General features: G+C 69.3%; 20 protein-coding genes. 14 read left to right on the top strand and 6 right to left on the bottom strand.

What is annotated here, in order from left to right:
• Positions 1-89 precede the first annotated feature (89 nt).
• From tsaB to tsaD, 3 genes are read left to right on the top strand one after another with little or no spacing between them, the layout of a single operon-like run.
• The gene (gene tsaB, locus ABZ863_RS00195) at positions 90-710 is read left to right on the top strand and encodes a tRNA (adenosine(37)-N6)-threonylcarbamoyltransferase complex dimerization subunit type 1 TsaB (protein ID WP_358529041.1); all 621 of its coding nucleotides are present in this window, start codon (positions 90-92) and stop codon (positions 708-710) included.
• Positions 707-1,180 carry a ribosomal protein S18-alanine N-acetyltransferase gene (gene rimI / locus ABZ863_RS00190; protein ID WP_358529038.1) on the top strand — a complete coding sequence of 158 codons (474 nt, stop codon included), beginning with the start codon at positions 707-709 and terminating at the stop codon, positions 1,178-1,180. Before tsaB ends, rimI begins: the two co-directional genes overlap by 4 nt.
• Positions 1,180-2,226 (top strand): tRNA (adenosine(37)-N6)-threonylcarbamoyltransferase complex transferase subunit TsaD, encoded by a 1,047-nt coding sequence (tsaD, locus tag ABZ863_RS00185; RefSeq protein ID WP_358529036.1) that lies wholly within the window; start codon positions 1,180-1,182, stop codon positions 2,224-2,226. The genes rimI and tsaD overlap by 1 nt, the downstream gene beginning before the upstream one ends.
• Here tsaD and wecB read toward each other — a convergent pair.
• The 3 genes from wecB to ABZ863_RS00170 form a co-directional block, all read right to left on the bottom strand.
• Positions 2,207-3,325: a UDP-N-acetylglucosamine 2-epimerase (non-hydrolyzing) gene (wecB, locus tag ABZ863_RS00180; protein ID WP_358529035.1), complete on the bottom strand. Its 1,119-nt coding sequence runs from the start codon at positions 3,323-3,325 to the stop codon at positions 2,207-2,209. The genes tsaD and wecB overlap by 20 nt on opposite strands.
• Positions 3,326-3,414: 89 nt before the next feature.
• Complete coding sequence (locus ABZ863_RS00175) at positions 3,415-3,594, bottom strand: LPXTG cell wall anchor domain-containing protein (RefSeq protein ID WP_358529032.1); 180 nt, start codon at positions 3,592-3,594, stop codon at positions 3,415-3,417.
• Between the two features lie 20 nt (positions 3,595-3,614).
• Positions 3,615-4,397, bottom strand: a complete 783-nt coding sequence (locus ABZ863_RS00170) for a choice-of-anchor P family protein (protein ID WP_358529030.1) — start codon at positions 4,395-4,397, stop codon at positions 3,615-3,617.
• A gap of 304 nt (positions 4,398-4,701) precedes the next feature.
• On the opposite strand from ABZ863_RS00170, the gene xrtP reads away from it, so the two are divergent.
• Together xrtP and ABZ863_RS00160 are read left to right on the top strand one after the other, a co-directional pair.
• Entirely contained in the window at positions 4,702-5,256 is a 555-nt protein-coding gene (gene xrtP / locus ABZ863_RS00165; RefSeq protein WP_358529028.1) for an exosortase P, read from the top strand.
• The gene (locus tag ABZ863_RS00160) at positions 5,253-6,638 is read left to right on the top strand and encodes a glycosyltransferase family 2 protein (protein WP_358529025.1); all 1,386 of its coding nucleotides are present in this window, start codon (positions 5,253-5,255) and stop codon (positions 6,636-6,638) included. The genes xrtP and ABZ863_RS00160 overlap by 4 nt, the downstream gene beginning before the upstream one ends.
• A 68-nt stretch (positions 6,639-6,706) precedes the next feature.
• Here ABZ863_RS00160 and ABZ863_RS00155 read toward each other — a convergent pair whose 3' ends face one another.
• Positions 6,707-8,302 (bottom strand): alkaline phosphatase D family protein, encoded by a 1,596-nt coding sequence (locus ABZ863_RS00155; RefSeq protein WP_358529022.1) that lies wholly within the window; start codon positions 8,300-8,302, stop codon positions 6,707-6,709.
• A gap of 277 nt (positions 8,303-8,579) precedes the next feature.
• Here ABZ863_RS00155 and groES point away from each other — a divergent pair, with 277 nt between their 5' ends.
• Both groES and groL read left to right on the top strand, forming a co-directional pair.
• Positions 8,580-8,873 (top strand): co-chaperone GroES, encoded by a 294-nt coding sequence (groES, locus tag ABZ863_RS00150; protein ID WP_110335040.1) that lies wholly within the window; start codon positions 8,580-8,582, stop codon positions 8,871-8,873.
• 253 nt (positions 8,874-9,126) lie between these two features.
• Complete coding sequence (groL, locus tag ABZ863_RS00145; protein WP_358529020.1) at positions 9,127-10,743, top strand: chaperonin GroEL; 1,617 nt, start codon at positions 9,127-9,129, stop codon at positions 10,741-10,743.
• 127 nt (positions 10,744-10,870) lie between these two features.
• On the opposite strand, the gene ABZ863_RS00140 is transcribed toward groL, so the two are convergent.
• Positions 10,871-11,182: a WhiB family transcriptional regulator gene (locus tag ABZ863_RS00140; RefSeq protein WP_358529017.1), complete on the bottom strand. Its 312-nt coding sequence runs from the start codon at positions 11,180-11,182 to the stop codon at positions 10,871-10,873.
• Between the two features lie 272 nt (positions 11,183-11,454).
• Between ABZ863_RS00140 and ABZ863_RS00135 the strand changes: the two genes are divergently transcribed.
• From ABZ863_RS00135 to ABZ863_RS00115, 5 genes are all read left to right on the top strand, one after another.
• Positions 11,455-12,459 carry a MerR family transcriptional regulator gene (locus ABZ863_RS00135; RefSeq protein WP_358529015.1) on the top strand — a complete coding sequence of 335 codons (1,005 nt, stop codon included), beginning with the start codon at positions 11,455-11,457 and terminating at the stop codon, positions 12,457-12,459.
• Complete coding sequence (locus ABZ863_RS00130; protein ID WP_358529013.1) at positions 12,398-13,315, top strand: hypothetical protein; 918 nt, start codon at positions 12,398-12,400, stop codon at positions 13,313-13,315. The genes ABZ863_RS00135 and ABZ863_RS00130 overlap by 62 nt, the downstream gene beginning before the upstream one ends.
• Positions 13,316-13,455: 140 nt before the next feature.
• Complete coding sequence (locus ABZ863_RS00125; protein WP_003073605.1) at positions 13,456-14,052, top strand: response regulator transcription factor; 597 nt, start codon at positions 13,456-13,458, stop codon at positions 14,050-14,052.
• A gap of 306 nt (positions 14,053-14,358) precedes the next feature.
• Entirely contained in the window at positions 14,359-14,931 is a 573-nt protein-coding gene (locus tag ABZ863_RS00120) for a sigma-70 family RNA polymerase sigma factor (RefSeq protein WP_358529008.1), read from the top strand.
• Positions 14,932-15,933 carry an anti-sigma-D factor RsdA gene (locus tag ABZ863_RS00115; protein ID WP_358529005.1) on the top strand — a complete coding sequence of 334 codons (1,002 nt, stop codon included), beginning with the start codon at positions 14,932-14,934 and terminating at the stop codon, positions 15,931-15,933.
• Positions 15,934-15,997: 64 nt separating this feature from the next.
• Here the strand turns inward: ABZ863_RS00115 and ABZ863_RS00110 are convergent, their stop codons facing one another.
• A complete protein-coding gene (locus ABZ863_RS00110) occupies positions 15,998-16,393 on the bottom strand; it encodes a DUF5319 domain-containing protein (RefSeq protein ID WP_358529002.1) in 396 nt (131 codons plus the stop codon).
• Between the two features lie 95 nt (positions 16,394-16,488).
• Between ABZ863_RS00110 and guaB the strand changes: the two genes are divergently transcribed.
• Positions 16,489-18,033: an IMP dehydrogenase gene (gene guaB / locus ABZ863_RS00105; RefSeq protein WP_358529000.1), complete on the top strand. Its 1,545-nt coding sequence runs from the start codon at positions 16,489-16,491 to the stop codon at positions 18,031-18,033.
• A 92-nt stretch (positions 18,034-18,125) separates the two neighbouring features.
• Complete coding sequence (locus ABZ863_RS00100) at positions 18,126-19,259, top strand: GuaB3 family IMP dehydrogenase-related protein (protein WP_358528997.1); 1,134 nt, start codon at positions 18,126-18,128, stop codon at positions 19,257-19,259.
• The last annotated feature ends 11 nt before the right edge of the window (positions 19,260-19,270 follow it).

Below are 19,270 nucleotides of genomic sequence, written 5' to 3'. Positions count from 1 at the left end.
GCAGGGCATGCCCTCCAGCGCCCAACCCCGCATGGCACCAGCCCCAGGTTGTGCGCGTGACCCGATCGGGGCGGTCGTACCCTCGAAGGGTGCTAGTTCTCGCCATCGACACCGCCACGCCCGCGGTCACCGCCGGCGTCGTCGCCGTGGAGCCGCAGCAGGAGCGCTCCACCCTGCTCGCCGAGCGGATCACCGTCGACGCCAGGGCGCACGGCGAGCTGCTCACGCCGCATGTGCTCGATGCGGTCGGTGCGGCTGGCATCACCCTGCGCGACCTCGGCGCCATCGCTTGCGGTGTCGGCCCCGGCCCCTACACCGGGTTGCGCGCCGGCCTTGTCACCGCCGCCGCGCTGTCGCACGGTCTCGGCATTCCGGCCTACCCAGTGTGCAGTCTGGATGCGATCGCGGCAGGCGCCGACCGTGGCGAACCCTTCCTCGTCATCACCGACGCGCGCCGCCGCGAGGTCTACTGGGCGGCCTACGACGCCGACGGCGTGCGCGTCGACGGACCGCACGTGAACCGCAGGGAGGACATCGCCGCAAGCCTCACCCGCGTACTCGACCACGAACACCCCGCGCCGCTGGGTGTCGTCACCGCCGCGCGCCCCGCGATTCTCGCCGGCGAGGCCCCCGCACCCCTCACCCCGCTGTACCTGCGTAGGCCTGATGCCGCCGAACCGAGCGCGCGGAAGAGGGTGACCGCGTCGTGAGGCTCGAGCCGCTGCGCCGCGGGAACATCCGACACTGCGTCGAGATCGAGCAGGACCTCTTCTCCGGTGACAGCCCGTGGACCTCCCGCGCCTTCCACGCCGAGCTCGACGCCGGTGGCCACTACCTCGTCGCGCTCACCGACGATGACGAGCTCGTCGGCTACGCGGGCCTGGCCATAGCCGGCAGGCCGGGCGACTTCGAGACCAGCGTGCACACGATCGGGGTGCAGGCCGGCCACCAGGGGCAGGGCATCGGCACCGCGTTGCTACAGGCGTTGCTCGCCCGGGCCGATGAGCTGCGCGCGCCAGTTTTCCTCGAGGTGCGCACGGACAACCACAACGCGATCCGGTTGTACGAGCGGCATGGCTTCAGCCGTATCGGCCTGCGCAAAGGCTACTACCAACCATCCGGCGCGGACGCCTACACGATGATGCGTCCGACCCGGCAAGCACAGGAGGTGGCCCGCTGATGCCGCGCATCGTCATGGGCATCGAGAGCTCGTGCGACGAGACCGGAGTCGGTCTCGTCCGCCTGCACGACGACGGCACCGTCGAGCTGCTCGCCGACGAGGTGGCGTCCAGCGTCGAGCAGCACGCTCGCTATGGCGGTGTCGTCCCCGAGGTGGCCAGCCGTGCGCACCTGGAAGCCATGGTGCCGACCGTGCAACGTGCCTTCGCGGCAGCGGGGCTCGAACTGTCCGATGTGGACGCCATCGCGGTCACCGCTGGGCCGGGGCTGGCCGGCGCCCTGCTGGTCGGTGTCTCCGCGGCGAAGGCGTACGCGATGGCACTGGACGTTCCGCTCTACGGCGTCAACCATCTGGCTGGCCACATTGCCGTCGACACCCTTCAGCACGGACCGTTGCCGTCGCCCTGCCTGGCGCTGCTGGTCTCCGGTGGACATACGCAGCTGCTGCGGGTGGATGACATCGCAGGCAAGATCACCGAAATCGGTTCCACAGTGGACGATGCGGCGGGTGAGGCCTACGACAAGGTGGCGCGGCTGCTGGATCTGCCGTACCCGGGCGGCCCGCCGATCGACAAGGCCGCCAGGGACGGCAATCCGAAGGCGATCGCCTTCCCGCGAGGCATGACGGGCCCGCGGGACGCCAGGTTCGACTTCTCCTTCTCGGGGTTGAAGACCGCCGTCGCCCGGTGGGTCGAGGCGGCCGAAGCCCGCGGTGAGACGGTGCCCATTGCCGATGTGGCTGCCTCCTTCCAGGAGGCCGTGGCCGATGTGCTGACCGCCAAGGCGGTGCGGGCCGCCACAGAGTCGGGCATCGGCACGCTCGTCATCTCCGGTGGTGTGGCTGCCAACTCCCGGCTCTCGGCGCTGGCCGCGCAGCGGTGTGCCGAGGCAGGCATCGAGCTGCGGGTGCCCCGGCCCCGGCTGTGCACGGACAACGGCGCGATGATCGCCGCGCTCGGCGCGCATGTCATCGCCGGCGGATGCAGCCCGAGCGCGCTGGACATCTCGGCAAATCCGGCGCTGCCGGTCAGCACGGTGTCGGTGTGAGCCCGGCCAGCAGCCGCTCGATGGCGAGCACGGCCCGCGACGCCGCGGCGCCGTCCCCGTAGGGGTTGCCGCCACCGGCCACGGTCAGCTCACCCGCCAGTACCCGCCCGGCCGTCTTCGTAATCAGATCGGTGTCGGTGCCCACCAGCCAGGCGTGACCGGAGTCGACGGCTTCCATCCGTTCGGTGGTCTCGCGCAGCACCAGCACCGGCGTACCGAACGTCGGCGCCTCCTCCTGGATGCCACCCGAATCGGTGAGCACCAGCTCCGCGCAACGCAACGCGTGCACCAGATCGGGGTAGTCGAGCGGTTCGGTGATCGCGATCCGTGGATGCCCCGTCAGCTCGGCACGAACCTGCCTGCGCAGGGCGGGGTTGGGATGTACCGGCAGTAGCACGTGGGTGTCGGGATGGGTGTCGGCCAGCCGGCGGACCGCGGCGAGCGTGCGCGACAGTGGTTCACCCCACGACTCGCGCCGGTGTGAGGTGACCAGCACCAGACGCGTGCCCTGCAGTGCCGCGAGTGCGGGGTCGCGCAGTGGAAGGCGTTTCGCGGCGATGGCGAGAACGGCGTCGACGACGGTGTTGCCGGTGACGACGATGCGGTTCGCGGGGATGCCCTCCCTGCGCAAGGCCGCAGCCGCGGGTTCGGTCGGTGCCAGGTGAAGGGCGGCGATCCGCGCCACCAGCTGCCGGGTGCCCTCCTCGGGAAACGGCGCGTCGAGATCGCCGGTGCGCAGGCCGGCCTCCAGATGGATCACCGGGATGCGCCGCCAGAACGCCGCCAGCGCACCGGCCAGCACGGTGGTGGTGTCGCCCTGCACGACCAGCGCCGCGGGCCGGTGCGCGGCGAGCAGGTTGTCGAGTTCGGGCAGCAGGCCGGCCACGAGTTCCGCCTGGGTGCCGGCCGTGCGCTCAGGCAGGTCGAGCCGGGCGTCCGCGCGCAGACGGAACGGGGCAAGCGCCTGGTCGACCATGTCGGGATGCTGACCACTGTGGACGATGCGCGGGCGCAGGGTGCTGTGCCCGGCCATGGTGAGTGCGAGCGGTGCGAGCTTGATCGCTTCGGGACGCGTTCCGGCGAGCAGCATGACATCCACGACGGCGGGTCCTTCCTCGGCGGGGTGGGGAGCGGGGAGGGCCCGGCGACCGGCGGCACGAGGCCGGCCGGTCGCCGGGCTGAAGCGGATCAGGCCGCGCTGCGGGCCAGCCGCTTCTTTCTGCGGTAGGAGGCGATGACGGCGACCGCGCCCAGCACGATCAACAGCGCACCGAACGCCAGCCACCAGCCGACATCGGCGCCGGTCGAGGCGAGCGCTCCTACGCTCCCGCCCGCGGTTCCGACACCGGCTCCGGGCATCTTGTACATCCGTTGCTCACCTCATCCGGTCAGGAAGCGACGGTCGCGGTGCGACGGTTGCGCACGAAGCGGTAACCCACCGGAAGGGCGACGGCGCTGACCACTCCCAGCCCGATCCACAGACCGGCACCGGAGGCGAGCGGAACCGGCAGGCCGGCGGGCCCGCAGGTGGCCGACGAGATGACCAGGTCGCCCGACCCGATCGCACCGAGGCCGCTGCCACCCAGCAACTCGAGGTGGATGGCGTTCACCGTGAGGCTGCCGTCGGAGTTCTCGATCTGCTCGTTGAACGTCAGACGGGCCACCTCACCGATGATCGGCAGTGCCACAGCAAGGGTCGTGTTGGGCCCCGGTTCCACCGGGATTTCGCCGAGGCTGCCCAGATCGATCCCGGCGAGGGTGGTGCTGCCGGTGTTGCCGTCCTGCGTGGCCGAGCAGGTCGCGGTGACCGCCTCGGCGCCGACGTTGCCGAGAGCGGCCTGCAGCAGCGGCAGGCCGACACCGGCCGTCGTCGCCGACGACTGCACCGCACCGGACTCGTCGTCGCGCACCGCCTCGGTGGTGATCACGCCGGTGTTCAGGATGCCGGGCAGGTCGACTCCGGCGAAGGAGTTGTTCGTCGGGCCGTCGGTGTGTGCTGCGGCGAACGGACCCGCCTGTACCGCCGGTGCACCCAGCAGGGAGACGTTGACCTCGGCGCCGTAGGCCGACCCGTCACCGGGTGCGGCCGACGCGGGCGCCGCGCTCAGCAGCACGGTGCCAGCGACGAATGCGGTCACCAGCCCACCGCGGCGTAGCCTGCGCTTGCTCATTCAGTTGTCCTCCGTTTTCTTATTGTGGCCGCCGTTGGTGAACCATTAACGAAAGTTCTGGGCGGCATGCGCCTGGCCTATCGCTGCGGAGTTACAAAATCTGACGGAAAATTGGAAAACCAACCCTTATGGGTTGTTTTACCTTCGCGCCACCTGATCGTGTGTTGCCAGCGGTTTCCTGGTGTGCTCGCACTACTCTCAGTGTAATTTTCGGTTTCTTGGTCAATCGCAAGAAAATGACGTACGATCGCCTCGCTCGAGCGCGCAGAGCGCTCGCTACGTAAACGGAATCTGAGGGGTGTGTGTGGCGGTTGTCACTGCTGGTACGCCCGGAGCGCGGCGCCTGAGCGCCCGGGTCGCGGTTGTTGTCGTACTAGCCGTTGCGGCTGGTCTGGTGTTCGTCGAGCGGACCTATCGTGCGCTCGAGATCGAGCTGGCAGGGCTCCTGCTGCGCCTGGTGACCTCGAGTGGGGTTCACGTGGTTTCGGAGCGGGAGACGGTCTACTTCGGACTGTCCGGGGACAACCCGCTCGGCCTGCGGATGACGCCGGAATGCTCGTCTGTCTTCCTGCTCATTCCGCTGTTACTGGTTACTGCCGCAATGCTGTGGTTTCGCCCGCAGAATGCACTCCGGCTGGCCGTCACGCTCGCTATTTCCGCGGTCGCCGTGATTCTGGTCAACCAGCTGCGGATCCTGGCGATCGTGGGTCTGGTGAACTGGCTCGGAGTCAGCCGCGGCTATTACTGGGGGCACACATTGCTCGGCTCGCTGGTCAGTGTGATCGGTGGTGCGGTTGCACTCGTGCTCTTCGTCTGGTTGGCCACTCGCAAGCCGAAGGCGAAGGCAACGCGCCCATGAGCGACGGGTCGTTGAAGGTCCTGATCGCGATCACCCAGGCCTTCGCGCTGACGATGAGTGTTGCGTTTCTCGTCTATGTCGCCGTCATCATCGTGCCGTTCCTGCGGCGCAAGCCTGCCCCGCCAGGCGATCCCTCGCTGTTCGACTGGCACTTCTTCGTGCCGTGCCGCGACGAGGAGGCGGTGATCGGCGACACGATCCGCTACCTGCGTGACACCTTTCCCCTTGCGCATGTGTGGGTCGTGGACGACGACTCCGACGACGGCACCGCCGACGAGGTAAGGACCGTGTGGGGGCGCGACGGTACGCCAGATCCGTTCATACATCTGGTGCAGCGGCGCAGGCCCAACGCCAGAACGGGCAAGGGCGACGCGCTCAACGAGGCTTACCGGGCCCTGGATCTCTGGCAGGGCAAGCACATCTCGCGCGATCGCGTTGTCGTCGCCGTGGTCGATGCGGACGGCAGGCCCGCCGCCAACTGTCTGGATGTCTGCGCGGCGGATCATCTCTTCGGCGACAACAAGATCGGCGCGGTCCAGCTGGACGTGTGGATGAGCAACCGCTCGGTGGCCCCGCCGCGGCGCCGGTGGTTTTCGCGTGCCTTCGGGCTCAAACTGGCGCAGTTGCAGGACCTGGAGTTCCGCACGGCGATTGCCGCGATCCAGACCTCGCGCGGGTACACCGGCACGATCTCCATGGGCGGCAATGGTCAGTTCACCCGGTTGTCCGCGCTCGACTCCGTCGGCGGCGCCGACCGCACGCCGTGGCGCGGCTCCCTGCTCGAGGACTTCGAGCTCGGCGTTCACCTGCTCACAGCAGGCTGGCGCACGGCGTTCACGCCGGACTCGCATGTGTCGCAGGAGGCGCTGTACAGCCTGCGGCGGTTCCTCGTGCAGCGCACCCGCTGGGGCCAGGGAACGATGCAGTGCTCCCGGTACCTGCGCCGTATCTGGGATTCCCCGCACCTGTCCACGCTCGGCGCGGCCGAGATGATGTACTACCTGGCCCAGCCATGGCTGCAGTTGCTGGGTTCGCTGCTGTATCCGATCCCGTTCCTGTTGCTGCTCGCCAACACCATCAGCGACCCCGCGCAGGTGGGGGGCTGGATCTCCGGCGGAGCCTGGATCCTGTTCGTCATCTACGGCGCGTTCGGGTCGGTGCCCTTCCTTATTTGGGGCCCGGTGTACCAGCTGAAGTGCCTGCGCAGCCGTAACCTGTTGCGTGGTCTCGGCATGGGACTCGCCTATACGCTCTACATCTACACGTTCTACATCACGTCGTGGCGCGCGCTGTTCCGGCTGATCCGTCGCCGCAACGGGTGGTCCAAAACACGCCGCAACGCAGAGCAGGGCAGCGGGATCAAGGTCGCGCTCGACTCCTGACGCGCTCAGGATCGCTCCCCAAGGTCACCTTGGTTGCGTTGAAAGCAACCAGGTGGCCTTGGGGGCTTTCAGCTCGCCACCTCGGTCAGGCCGGGGCGACGGTCGGAGATCACGAACGACGCGCGGGTGCGTACCGGTGCGCCCGGCTCGGTCACGCGGTCCAGCACCCGGAAGTCGGCCCGGAACCCGTCACGGGTGATGCGGGTCCGCACGTACCCGCGCTGGTTGTTGCGGAACTTGATGTGCGGGTTGAGCTTGAGGTTCGCATCGTCGGCCGGGTTGGAGTCCGCGCCGTTGCCGCCCGAGGTGATCGACGTGGTGACCAGTTCGGTGCCCACCACCGCGCTGTCCGGGTCTGCGTAGTTCGCCTTCAGCTCGTTGGCCCAGTGCGTGTGCACGTCGCCGGTGAGCACCACCGGGTTGCGCACGCCGGCGTCTAGCCAGCCCTGCGTGATCCGTTCCTGCGACCCCTTGTAGCCGTCCCAGGCGTCCATGCTGTTGGCGCCGGCGGCGTTGGCCCTGCGGGCGAAGAACACCTGCTGGCCGAGTACGTCCCAGCGAGCGCGGGAGCGCTGGAACTGCTCGATCAGCCACGCCTCCTGCTCCTCGCCGGTCAGCGTGCGAGCCGGGTCGGCGGCGTCGGAGCAGACCTTCCAGCCGTCGTTGCACGCCTGGTCGTCCCGGTACTGGCGAGTGTCGAGCATGTGGAAGTTCGCCAGCGCGCCCCACCGGACCGTGCGGTAGAGCTGGATGTGCGAACCCTGCGGCTTGTTGTTCCGGCGCAGCGGCAGGTTCTCGTAATAGGCCTGGAACGCGTCGGCGCGGCGCTGCAGAAAATTCGGCTGCGGCGTGTTCGGGTTCTCGTAGGCATCGCCCGCCCAGTTGTTGTCGACCTCGTGGTCGTCGGGCACGACGAGCCACGGCGCGACGGCATGCGCGGCCTGAAGGTCGGTGTCGGCGTGGTACTGGGCGTACCGCTGGCGATAGTTCGCGAGCGTTTCGGTCTCGGGACCGTCGTGATCGCGCACGTTGCCGGTGGGGGAGACGTAGGAGTTGGCCCTGTGCTCGTAGATGTAGTCGCCGAGATGCAGCACGAGGTCCGGCTCGTCGGCGGCGAGGTGGGCGTAGGCGGTGAAGTAGCCGTGCTCGTACTGCGAGCACGAGGCGAAGCTCATCGCCAGCCCCGCGCCGAGGACGCCCGGTGCCGGTGCGGTCCGCGTGCGGCCTGCCGGCGAGAGGTGCTTGCCTGCGCGGAACCGGTAGAAGTACTCGCTGCCCGGTGCCAGGCCGGCGACCTCGGCGTGCACCGCGTAGCCCGCGGTGGCGTCGGTGCGCTCGGTCCCGCGGCGCACGATGTGCCGGAACCGCTCGTCGCGAGCCAGCTCCCACTGCACCTCGATCGAGCCGTTCATGCCGCCGAGGCCGTCCTCTGCCATCGGCGTGGGAGCCAGGCGGGTCCACAGGACCAGGCTGTGGTGGTCCGGCTCGCCGGAGGCGACGCCGAGCGTGAACGGGTCGCCGCGCAGCGGGCTGCCCGCTCCGGGCATGGCGGCGGCCGCCAGCGGCAGGCCGGTCGCGACCGCGGCAGCGCCGAGTGCGGCGCTCCCGGCGAGGACGGTACGACGGGAGGTCAGGAAGGGACTGTTCTCACCTTGTGCAGGCACGAGTGCGCTCCCAACGGGGTGTCAGTCAGCCAGAACCTGCACAGCCTGCAGTCGTATGATGACTACTGGTTCCCGAACGGGTGATCAAGCGGTGAATGTTGGGTGCAGGGCATCGCCGCTGGAGGGGACCCTCGCTTGCGCGGCTAGCACTCGGATGGCTAGAGTGCTAATTGCACGGCACCGCACACGCCCCGGCACCCGCGACGGCGGGGGTGGTAGGCGCCGTACCCAATTAGGTACCTGCCAACGCTTTCGACGACCCGTGGAGGTCAACCCGGTGAGCGTGAACATCAAACCGCTCGAGGACAAGATCGTTGTCCAGACGAGCGAGGCCGAGGAGACGACTGCGTCCGGCCTCGTCATCCCTGACACCGCGAAGGAAAAGCCCCAGGAGGGCAAGGTTCTGGCCGTAGGCCCGGGCCGCGTGGACGACAAGGGCAACCGCATCCCCGTGGATGTCAAGGAAGGCGATGTCGTCATCTACTCCAAGTACGGTGGCACCGAGGTCAAGTACAACGGCGAGGACTACTTGATCCTGTCCGCCCGCGATGTGCTGGCCGTCATCAACTGACGACCCGCGTATGCGATAACGCCCCGGGGTCCCGCGTAAAGCCGGGGACCGGGGCGTTTCGCTTGCCTGGAGACACTGCTGCGAAATGACGTGGCGGCACTCAAGGTGACCACAGTGCGCGCCCTGGCCGAAGGCCTCGCGATCTTGGCTGGGGGCGCCCGTCAGCCAAAGGTGTGTTGTCTCCATGGTCGCGCCCTCTGGACGGGATCGCGATCGCGCGCAAAATCGCAGCAAGCTCTGGAGAGAGGTTTCAATGCCTAAGCAGATCAACTTCGACGAGGACGCTCGTCGGGCGCTCGAGCGCGGGGTGGACAAGCTCGCCAACGCGGTCAAGGTGACCCTCGGCCCGCGTGGCCGTCATGTCGTGCTGGACAAGAAGTTCGGTGGACCGACGATCACGCTGGACGGCGTCACCGTCGCTCGCGAGATCGAGCTGGACGACCCGTTCGAGAACCTCGGTGCGCAGCTCGCCAAGAACGTCGCGACGAAGACCAACGACGTCGCCGGTGACGGCACCACGACGGCCACCGTGCTGGCGCAGGCGCTGGTGCGGGTGGGCCTGCGCAACGTGGCCGCCGGCGCCAACCCGACCGCGCTCGGCCGCGGCATCGAGCAGGCCGCCGACAAGGTGGTCGAGGTCCTCAAGGCCAAGGCCACACCGGTCAAGGGCCGCGACAACATCGCCCAGGTGGGCACCGTGACCTCGCGGGACGCCACGATCGGCGCGCTGCTCGGCGAGGCCGTCGAAAAGGTCGGCGAGGACGGTGTGATCACCGTGGAGGAGTCCTCCACGCTGGCCACCGAGCTGCAGATCACCGAGGGCGTGCAGTTCGACAAGGGTTACCTTTCGGCGCACTTCGCGACCAACCCCGAGGAGCAGCGGGCGATCCTCGAGGACGCTTTCGTGCTGCTGCATCGCGAGAAGATCTCGGCGCTGGCCGACCTCCTCCCGGTGCTGGAGAAGATCGCCGAGGCCAAGAAGCCGCTGCTGATCATCGCGGAGGACGTCGACGGCGAGGCGCTGTCCACCCTCGTGGTGAACGCCCTGCGCAAGACGATCAGCGTGGTGGCGGTCAAGGCGCCGTTCTTCGGTGACCGCCGCAAGGCGTTCCTGGACGACCTGGCGGTCGTCACCGGTGCCCAGGTCGTCGCCGCGGAGGTGGGCCTGAAGCTGTCCGAGGTCGGGCTCGAAGTCCTGGGCAAGGCTCGCCGCATCGAGGTCACCAAGGACGTCACGACCATCGTCGACGGCGCGGGCACCAAGGACGACCTCGAGGCCCGGATCGCCCAGATCCGCAAGGAGATCGAGACCACCGACTCCGACTGGGACCGGGAGAAGCTGCAGGAGCGGCTGGCCAAGCTCGGCGGCGGCGTCGCGGTGATCAAGGTCGGTGCGGCCACCGAGACCGAGCTGACCGAGCGCAAGCACCGCATCGAGGACGCCGTGGCCTCCACCAAGGCAGCCGTCGAGGAGGGCATCGTGCCCGGCGGTGGCTCGGCGCTGGCGCATGCCGCGAAGGAGCTCGAGGGCGGCCTGGGCCTGACCGGCGACGAGGCGATCGGCGTGAAGATCGTGCGGGAGGCGCTGACCGCGCCGCTGTACTGGATCGCGGCGAATGCCGGCCACGAGGGCGCGGTCATCGTTGTCAAGGTGCAGGAGCAGACGTGGGGCCAGGGCCTCAACGCTGCGACCGGTGAGCTGACCGACCTGCTCGCCGCCGGCATCGTCGACCCGGTGAAGGTCACGCGCTCCGCGGTGGCCAACGCGGCCTCGATCGCCAGGCTGGTGCTGACGACGGAGAGCTCCGTGGTCGACAAGCCGGAGAAGGCGGACGTGGGCGCCGCCCACGGTCACGGCCACGCGCACTGACCGGCGGTCACGGAATACGCAACAAACGGGGCGGTACTCCACTGGGAGTACCGCCCCGTTTCGTTGTGCGCGGTAAAAGCACGAGGGGCGCCGGTAAACACCGGCGCCCCTCGGCAATTGCCGGCCGTCAATTGCCCGCCAGAGCCGTCAGAGTCAGTTCGCGTTTCTGGGACTTGATAATGCTTTCACGTTCCGATTCGGACAGTCCTCCCCAGATCCCGTACGGCTCGTGTACGGCGAGCGCGTGCGTACGGCACATCCGCAGCACCGGGCAGGTGTGGCAAATGGCCTTCGCCCTCGCCTCCCGCCTCGCTCTCGCCGGCCCCCGCTCACCGTCCGGATGGAAGAAGGACCCGCTGTCCATCCCCCGACATGACCCCTCGAGTTGCCAGTCCCAAATATCGGCATTCGGGCCAGGGAGCCTGCGCGTGTCTGCCATCGTGACCGCCTCCGGTATCCGGCCCCACGCGGCCGGACGCTGCAGTTGTTCTAGTGCGACTACTCCATTTGGTGCAACGGCCGTAACGTTAGAAGCGCGCCAATAGTTGTTCAAGCGATTCAGATCAATTCAGCCGTTAGGCTTCCCCCGGTTGTGTGATTAGTGACACACGGGCTCAAAGTGTCCTGTTGCTCTCACCCGGTGGTTTAGGGATATTTGACCGAGTGGGGTCAGAGGCCGACTCAGATCACGCAGCCGGCCGAGCGCCGGCTGTGCACGACACGCTTCCATCGGCGAAGAACGACGAACCCACCCTCCCCGTCGCGGCCGTGGCACGGCGGCTCGGTGTGGCACCGTCCACGCTGCGTACCTGGGACCGGCGCTACGGCCTCGGCCCCAGCAGGCACACCGGCGGCAAGCACCGTCGCTACGGTCCCGCCGATATCGTCCGGCTCGAACTGATGCAGCGGGCGCTGCTGCGCGGCGCGTCGACGGCCGAGGCGGCGCGGTACGCACTCGATCGCCTGCCGAGGCAGGCCGACGAGCCACCCCCGTCCGTGGTCCCGGCGGGTGATGGGGGTATCGCCCACACAGGCGAGGACCGGCGGGGCACCGGCACATCGAGCACCGGCACACCGAGCACCGGCGGACCGGCCCGGTACGCGCGCCAGCTCAGCGCCGCCGCGCTCGCGATGGACGTCCGCGCTGTGCAGCAACTGCTGGCCGAGGCCATCGCCACGCTCGGCGTGCTCGGCGCCTGGGAGGGCGTGATCCATCCGGTCGTGGCCGCGCTCGGGGCAGGCAAGCGCGGCGGTTACGGCGCATCCGAGGTCGGCTGCCTGCTCACCGAATGCGTCGTCGGCGCGCTCGTCCGGGCGACCCCTGTGCTCACCGAATCCCGCAACCTGCGGCCCGTGTTGCTCGCCTCCGCCCCCGGCGAGCCGGACATCCTGCCCGTGTACGCACTGGCGGCCGTACTCGCCCAGCGCCGCATCATCACGGCGCAGTTCGGTGTGCCGTTGCCTGTCGGGGTGCTGGTGAGCGCGGTCCGTCGCAGCTCGCCGGCGGCGGTCGTGCTGTGGGCGCAGACCGCTCCGGTGGCCGGGCCCGGGTTGTTCGCCGAGCTCGCGGGTGGTCGCCAGCGTGGCCGACTGTTCGCGTGCGGTCCTGGCTGGGACGCCGGTGCCCTGCCGCCCAAAGTGGAGCTGCTTGCCGATGTCCGCCGCGCCGCCGAGCGTGTCGAGTACGTCCTGCTGGGTGGTCCCCGGCAAGGATGACCTCGTGCTGACCCAGGAGGCCACGCTGCGCCGCGCAGCGTTCGGCGACGCTCCGGACATCGCTGACCGGGAGTTGGCAAGCGCGAGCGGCGACCGTTGCCGATGGCTCGCCGCCGTGGTCCTCGGTGCACGGGGCCGGTACGCGGCCGCCGCCACGCTGCTCCGCCCGCTCGCCCACGGCCGTGATCCGCTACTCGCCGCGCTGGCGGGCGCGACGTTCGCCGCGCACCGCCGCCAGCTCGGTGGGCACGCCGCCGCGCTCGCCGCCGACGGTGCCGCGCTCCTGAACGCGAGCCGGGCCGGGGGAGCGCCGGATGTGGACGGGCTCGATCCGGCGGGGGCACGTGTCGACGCGCTGCTGGGGCTGGCCGCCGACAACCTCGGCCTCGGCAGGCTGACGGCGGCCCGCCGGCTGCTGGAGGTGGCGGGCGCGCAGCGTCGGGGGTGGCGCGCCGAGGTGCGGTTCGGGTGGGTCAGCGCTGAGCTGGCACTGGCCGGCGGTGACGCGAAGGCCGCCGTGACGCATGCACAGCGGGCCGCCGGGCTGGCGCGGGACCGGGGAGCGGCGCGACACGCGATCAAGTCCGACCTCATCCTCGGCGCGGCGCTGGCCGCCACCGGCGAGCCGGACGCGAGGACGCGTGCGGCCGACCTCGTTGCGGGGGCGCTGGAGGCCGCCGCGACATGCCGGCTCGCCTCGCTGGCATGGCCGGCCGGCCTCCTGGCCGCCGACCTGGAGCCGGCCAGCACTGGCTGGAACCGAGCCAGGGTTACTCGCGAGTTATACGCTCTGTTACCGGCAGTTGACCCCGACGGTCGCCGCCTCGCGCGTGCGTCCCCGTGGGTGCCGATCTGACCTGTTACCTGCGTCACCGGTGCCATACCGACATCTGGGCGAGGGCTTTTTCAAAAAAAGCCACCAGATCGTGTCAAGTTGAGACGTAAAGCGTCCGATAGGGGAAGTGGAATGTCACCCGGCTGCAGGAAGGAAACCCCGTGACGACGGTCTTGATCTGCGACGACCGACGCAGTGTCCGCGAAGGGCTCACCCGCGTGATGTCTGCCGTTCCCGGCGTCAGTCGCATCGACTGTGTAGCGCACGGTGACGAGTTGCTTGCCCGGTACTCCCGGCAGCCGGTCGACGTCGTGCTCGTGGGCACCCAGCGCGCTGTGCCCACCGGCGTCGAGGCCACTCGCCGGCTGGTGTCGGCCAACCCGCAGGCCAACGTGATCGTGTTCGGCGCTCCGGACGACGCCGGCAGCATCGCCGCCGCCATTGCCGGTGGCGCCCGCGGTTACCTGCGCTGGGACGCCTCGCGGCCGGAGCTCGTTGCCGCGCTGGCACACACGCTCGCCAGCACGTCGGTGCCCGCGCCGCGGCAGCCATCGGACCCCGGTGTCCAGCTGACCGAGCGCGAGCTGCAGGTGCTGCGTGGTATGAGCCAGGGCAAGAGCAACGGCCAGATCGGCCGTGAGCTGTACCTGTCGGAGGACACGGTCAAGACGCACGCCCGGCGCCTCTTCCGCAAGCTCGGCGTGCGCGACCGCGCGCAGGCCGTCGCCCACGGCTTCCGCCGCGGGCTGGTGTCCTGACGCTTGGGACATCCACACACCCGAATACCGCATCCGGCACGCCATTGAGGGTCCGCCCCGTGGCGTGCCGTCTCGTGCTGTGACGCACGTCGTAATCACCCGGACGTGCTTGTTTCGTTGAATGTTTGACAGATGCTGTAATCTGACGTTCCTGCAGGTTGCAGCATGCGGAGTCACGTTCGACGACCGTCCGCGAATAAACGGGGGTGCCGGAAGGTACGGTAGGTATCACCGGCGTGAGGGATATGACTGCCGCGCGTCGCTCTTCTTGCACGCCTACACGTAACACCGGGACAGTTGTCTGCGATGGCCAATGTGGGGGATGGACTGGACGAGTCAGTCGCCGCCGCTATCGAGGGTGACCCACAGGCGGTGGAGCGGTTGCTGGCCGCTATCCGTCCCCTCGTGGTGCGGTACTGCCGCGCCAGGGTCGGCAGGCAAGAACGCTCGTTCGCTTCGGCTGACGACGTAGCCCAGGAGGTGTGTCTCGCGGTGCTCACGGCGTTGCCCTCGTACCGTGATCAGGGGCGCCCCTTCCTGGCGTTCGTGTACGGCATCGCACAGCACAAGGTGGCTGATGCACACCGGGCAGCAGCCCGGAACCGTGCCGAGCCGGTGGCTGAGGTACCGGACGAGATCGAGGGCGATGTCGGCCCTGAGCAGCACGCTCTGCAGGGTGAGCTGAACGCGCGGATGGCGCAGCTGCTGCAGGTCCTGCCGGACAAACAACGCGAGATCGTGGTGTTGCGTGTGGTCGTAGGGCTATCGGCTGAGGAGACCGCGGAGGCCGTGGGCTCGACACCCGGAGCGGTCCGGGTCGCCCAGCACCGCGCTCTCGCGAGGCTGCGCAAGGTACTCGCCGCTGAGGAGGTGGTCTGAGTGACGGAACGCGATGGCGGAGACCGGGAACCTGGTGAGGTACGGCACTCCGCGGAGCACCCGCCGACCGCGGAATCAGCGGAGACCGGCGAGTTCTCGACCACCTTCGAACTCTCGGCGCTGCAGGCTGACGATGCTCTGCTCGACGCACTCGGCGGGTCCGACCCGCGCGTCGCGGACGGCCTCGGTGACCAGGAACTCAACACGTTGTTGCTGGCGTGGCGACGGGACATCGACAGCGAGCCGATGCCCGAGCTCGTCGACACGCCGCAGGCCGTGACGACGATCAAGACGGCCACGCTGGCGCAGCGGAGCCGCAACCGTGGGCGCAAGCGCCGGATGCTGGTGCCCGTCGCCGCTGCGGCGGCCGTGCTCGCGATCGGCTTCACGGGTACCGCACTGGCCGCGCGGAGCGCGCAGCCCGGCGACACCCTGTGGGCTCTGAGCAAGGTGCTCTACGCCGACCACGCCCGGTCGGTCGAGGCTGCCGCCTCGGTGCGTACCGAGCTGCAGGAAGCCCAGCTCGCGCTCGCACAGCAGCGCTACGACGATGCGCGGCAGGCCCTCAACCAGGCGCAGCAGGGGCTCAGCCACGTGACGGCCCAGGATGAGCTCGCGAAGCTCAAGGCACGGCACACCGAGTTGATGGCACAGCTGAACAAGCCGGCGCCTCCGCCGCCGACCACCACCACGACCCCGTTGCCGACCAGCACGCCGCCCAGCACCACGACGCCGCCGGCCGTGCACGGGCCGACGCACACCGCGCCCAAGCCCAACCTGCCGCCGTCGAACCCGCCGCAGTCGCATCTGCCGGAGAGCTCGACCAGCCCGACCAGTGAGCCGCCAACGACGACGACCAACCCGCCGCCGAGCTCGTCGACCGGTGACACCACCGGCAGCGGCGACACGGGCAGTTCGGGATACAGCTCAGGGTCGAGCTCTGGATCGCTAGGAGGTCAGCATTCCGCCGGGGTGTCCGGCGGAACGGAGTCGTCACCTTGACGATTCAACGCTCGAGAAGGCGCGTGACCAGTATGGTTACGCGCCTTTTTCGGTCTTGCGACGCTCAGTACGCGCTCTCGGTCGCGGTGATGCCGTCCGCGAAGCCCCGGCAGTAGTCCCAGCTGACGTAGTTGGCCGGGTTCGGATCGTAGGCAGGCTCGTGGGGGCGCATGTACCCATCGGCCAGGAGCTGCTCGAGGCTTGCCCGGAGCAGATGCCAGTCGTGGTAGTGAGGTTGGTCGCACTCGCCGCAGTCGACGACGATGCCCCGGACACCGCGCGGCTCCAGCAGTGCCTGGTAGACGGCGAGGTCCGACAGGTCCGCGAGCAGTTCGGCGCGCTCTTCGGCACTGATCGGCTCGCCCGCGGGTTCGTCCAGGGCAGCGATCTCCCTGGCCGGGTCGTCGGGGTCGTCGGCGAACGGGTCTGGGGGCAACACATCGTGCGGCACGGCCTGCACGGTACCGGGCAGACCCCGGGGTACGTCCAGATACCATCGCTAAGAGGTCCGTGTCCCCCTGATGGCTTACCGCCGAGGAAGGTTACTTGCCAGCCATGACGAGCGAGTTCACCTCCGCAGACCTACTTGCTTCCGCGGAGGCCGCGAATGGCGGCATCCCGGACAAGTTCGCCATGCTCGGGCTGACTTTCGACGACGTGCTCCTGCTGCCCGCCGAGTCGGATGTCGTGCCCAGCACCGTGGACACGAGTACCCGCCTCACCCGCAACGTGACCCTCCGCGTGCCGCTGCTGTCCGCGGCGATGGACACGGTGACCGAGGCCAGGATGGCCATCGCGATGGCACGCCAGGGTGGCATGGGGGTACTCCAGCGGAACCTGCCGATCGACGAGCAGGCCCAGGCGGTCGAGGTCGTCAAGCGTTCCGAGGCAGGCATGGTCACCGACCCGGTGACGTGCTCGCCCGACGACACACTGGCCGAGGTCGACGCGCTGTGCGCGCGGTTCCGTATCTCCGGTGTGCCGGTGACCGACGCCGCCGGCTCGCTGGTGGGCATCATCACCAACCGCGATATGCGGTTCGAGGTGGACCACAGCAGGCCGGTCAGCGAAGTGATGACCCAGGCCCCGCTGGTCACCGCCCAGGTCGGCGTGACGGCGGAGGTGGCTCTGGGGCTGCTGCGCCGGCACAAGATCGAGAAGCTGCCGATCGTGGACGGTGCCGGCAAGCTGCGCGGCCTGATCACCGTGAAGGACTTCGTCAAGACCGAGCAGTACCCGAACGCGACCAAGGACCCCGACGGCCGCCTGCTCGTGGGCGCTGCGGTCGGTGTGGGTTCCGACGGCCACCAGCGCGCCATGGCGCTGGCCGACGCCGGTGTGGACGTGCTCATGGTCGACACGGCCCACGGCCACTCCCGCGCCGTGCTCGAGACGGTGGCCATGCTGAAGAAGGAGCTCGGCGAAACCGTCGACGTCGTCGGTGGCAATGTCGCGACGCGCGCCGGGGCGCAGGCACTCGTCGAGGCCGGTGCCGACGCGGTGAAGGTCGGCGTCGGGCCGGGCTCGATCTGCACGACGCGCGTGGTCGCCGGGGTCGGGGTCCCGCAGATCACGGCGATCTACGAGGCCGACAAGGCATGCCGCCCTGCCGGGGTCCCTGTGATCGGCGACGGCGGCATCCAGTACTCCGGTGACATCGCGAAGGCCATCGCGGCCGGTGCGTCCGCGGTGATGCTCGGCAGCCTGCTCGCCGGCACCGCCGAGGCGCCCGGCGAGGTGGTCCTCGTCAACGGCAAGCAGTACAAGACCTACCGCGGCATGGGGTCGCTCGGCGCGATGCGTTCGCGTGGCGAGCAGCGGTCCTACTCCAAGGACCGTTACGCCCAGGACGACGTGCTGTCCGAGGACAAGCTCGTGCCGGAGGGCATCGAGGGCCGGATCCCGTTCCGTGGTCCGCTGGCCAATGTCGTCCACCAGCTGATCGGCGGGCTTCGCTCCGGTATGGGCTATGCCGGCGCACGGACGATCGCCCAGCTGCAGCAGGCGCAGCTCGTGCGGATCACGGCGGCGGGTCTCAAGGAGAGCCACCCGCACGACGTGACCATGACCGTCGAATCGCCGAACTACACCACCCGGTAACCCGCCCTGGCTCCCGGGTGACCCGTGGACAGGGCGGGTGGCGGCGGCAGCAAGAATGAACCCGCAGCGTTTGCGGGGAGAAGGGACTTCACGTGCGGGATCTGGTCGAGATCGGTATGGGCCGCACCGCGCGGCGGTCGTACGGGTTCGACGACATCGACATCGTGCCGTCGCGGCGGACGCGCTCGTCGAAGGTTGTGTCCACCAGCTGGCAGATCGACGCCTACCGGTTTGACCTGCCGCTCGTGACCCATCCGACCGACGCGGTCGTGTCACCCGACACCGCTGTGGCGATCGGCAAGCTCGGCGGCCTCGCCGTGCTGAACGCCGAGGGGCTGTGGGCCCGGCACGCCGACGCCGAGAGCGCGCTGGCGCGTGTGGTGGCTGCCGCGAAGGACGGTGCGGGTTCGGCCGAGGTCGTGCAGCTGCTGCAGGAGCTGCACTCGGCGTCCATCCGGACCGAGCTGCTCACCGAGGCGATCCGGACGGTGCGCGACTCCGGTGTCACCGTCGCGGCGCGGGTGAGCCCACAGCATGCGGCCGAGCTGACACCGCACCTGCTGTCGGCCGGCGTGGAGATCCTCGTCGTGCAGGGCACGATCGTCTCGGCCGAGCACGTAGCCCGCGACGGCGACCCGCTGAACCTCAAGGAGTTCATCGCCGACCTCGACGTTCCGGTCATCGCGGGCGGGGTCAGCGACTACCGCACCGCGATGCACCTCATGCGCACCGGCGCGGCCGGTGTGATCGTCGGGCACGGCTACACCCCGGGCATCACCAGCACCGACCGGGTGCTCGGTATCGGCGTCCCGATGGCGACGGCGGTCATCGACGCCGCCGCGGCCCGCCGGGACTACCTGGACGAGACCGGTGGTCGCTACGTGCACGTGCTCGCCGACGGCGGAATCGGCTGCAGCGGTGACATCGCCAAGGCCATCGCGTGTGGCGCCGACGCCGTCATGCTCGGTGCGCCGCTGGCGGCGGCGAGCGAGGCGCCCGGCCGGGGCCTGTACTGGACGGCCGCTGCCGCGCACCCGTCGCTGCCACGGTCTCGCGTCGCACCGGTGCCGACCGCGGACATCGACCTCAAGACGCTGTTGCACGGGCCGTCGTCGGATGCCGAGGGCGTGGTGAACCTGTTCGGTGCGCTCCGCCGCGCCCTGGCCAAGACCGGCTACTCCGACCTCAAGGAGTTCCAGCGCGTCGGGCTGACGGTACGCAGGTGACTCCGGAGTAG

Origin of the sequence: Saccharomonospora sp. NPDC046836 (assembly GCF_040645195.1) — a bacterium.
In the GTDB taxonomy this organism is placed as follows: Bacteria; Actinomycetota; Actinomycetes; order Mycobacteriales; family Pseudonocardiaceae; genus Prauserella_A.
Note: the sequence above shows the minus strand (reverse complement) of the source record. Positions and strands in the feature narration are given on the sequence as shown.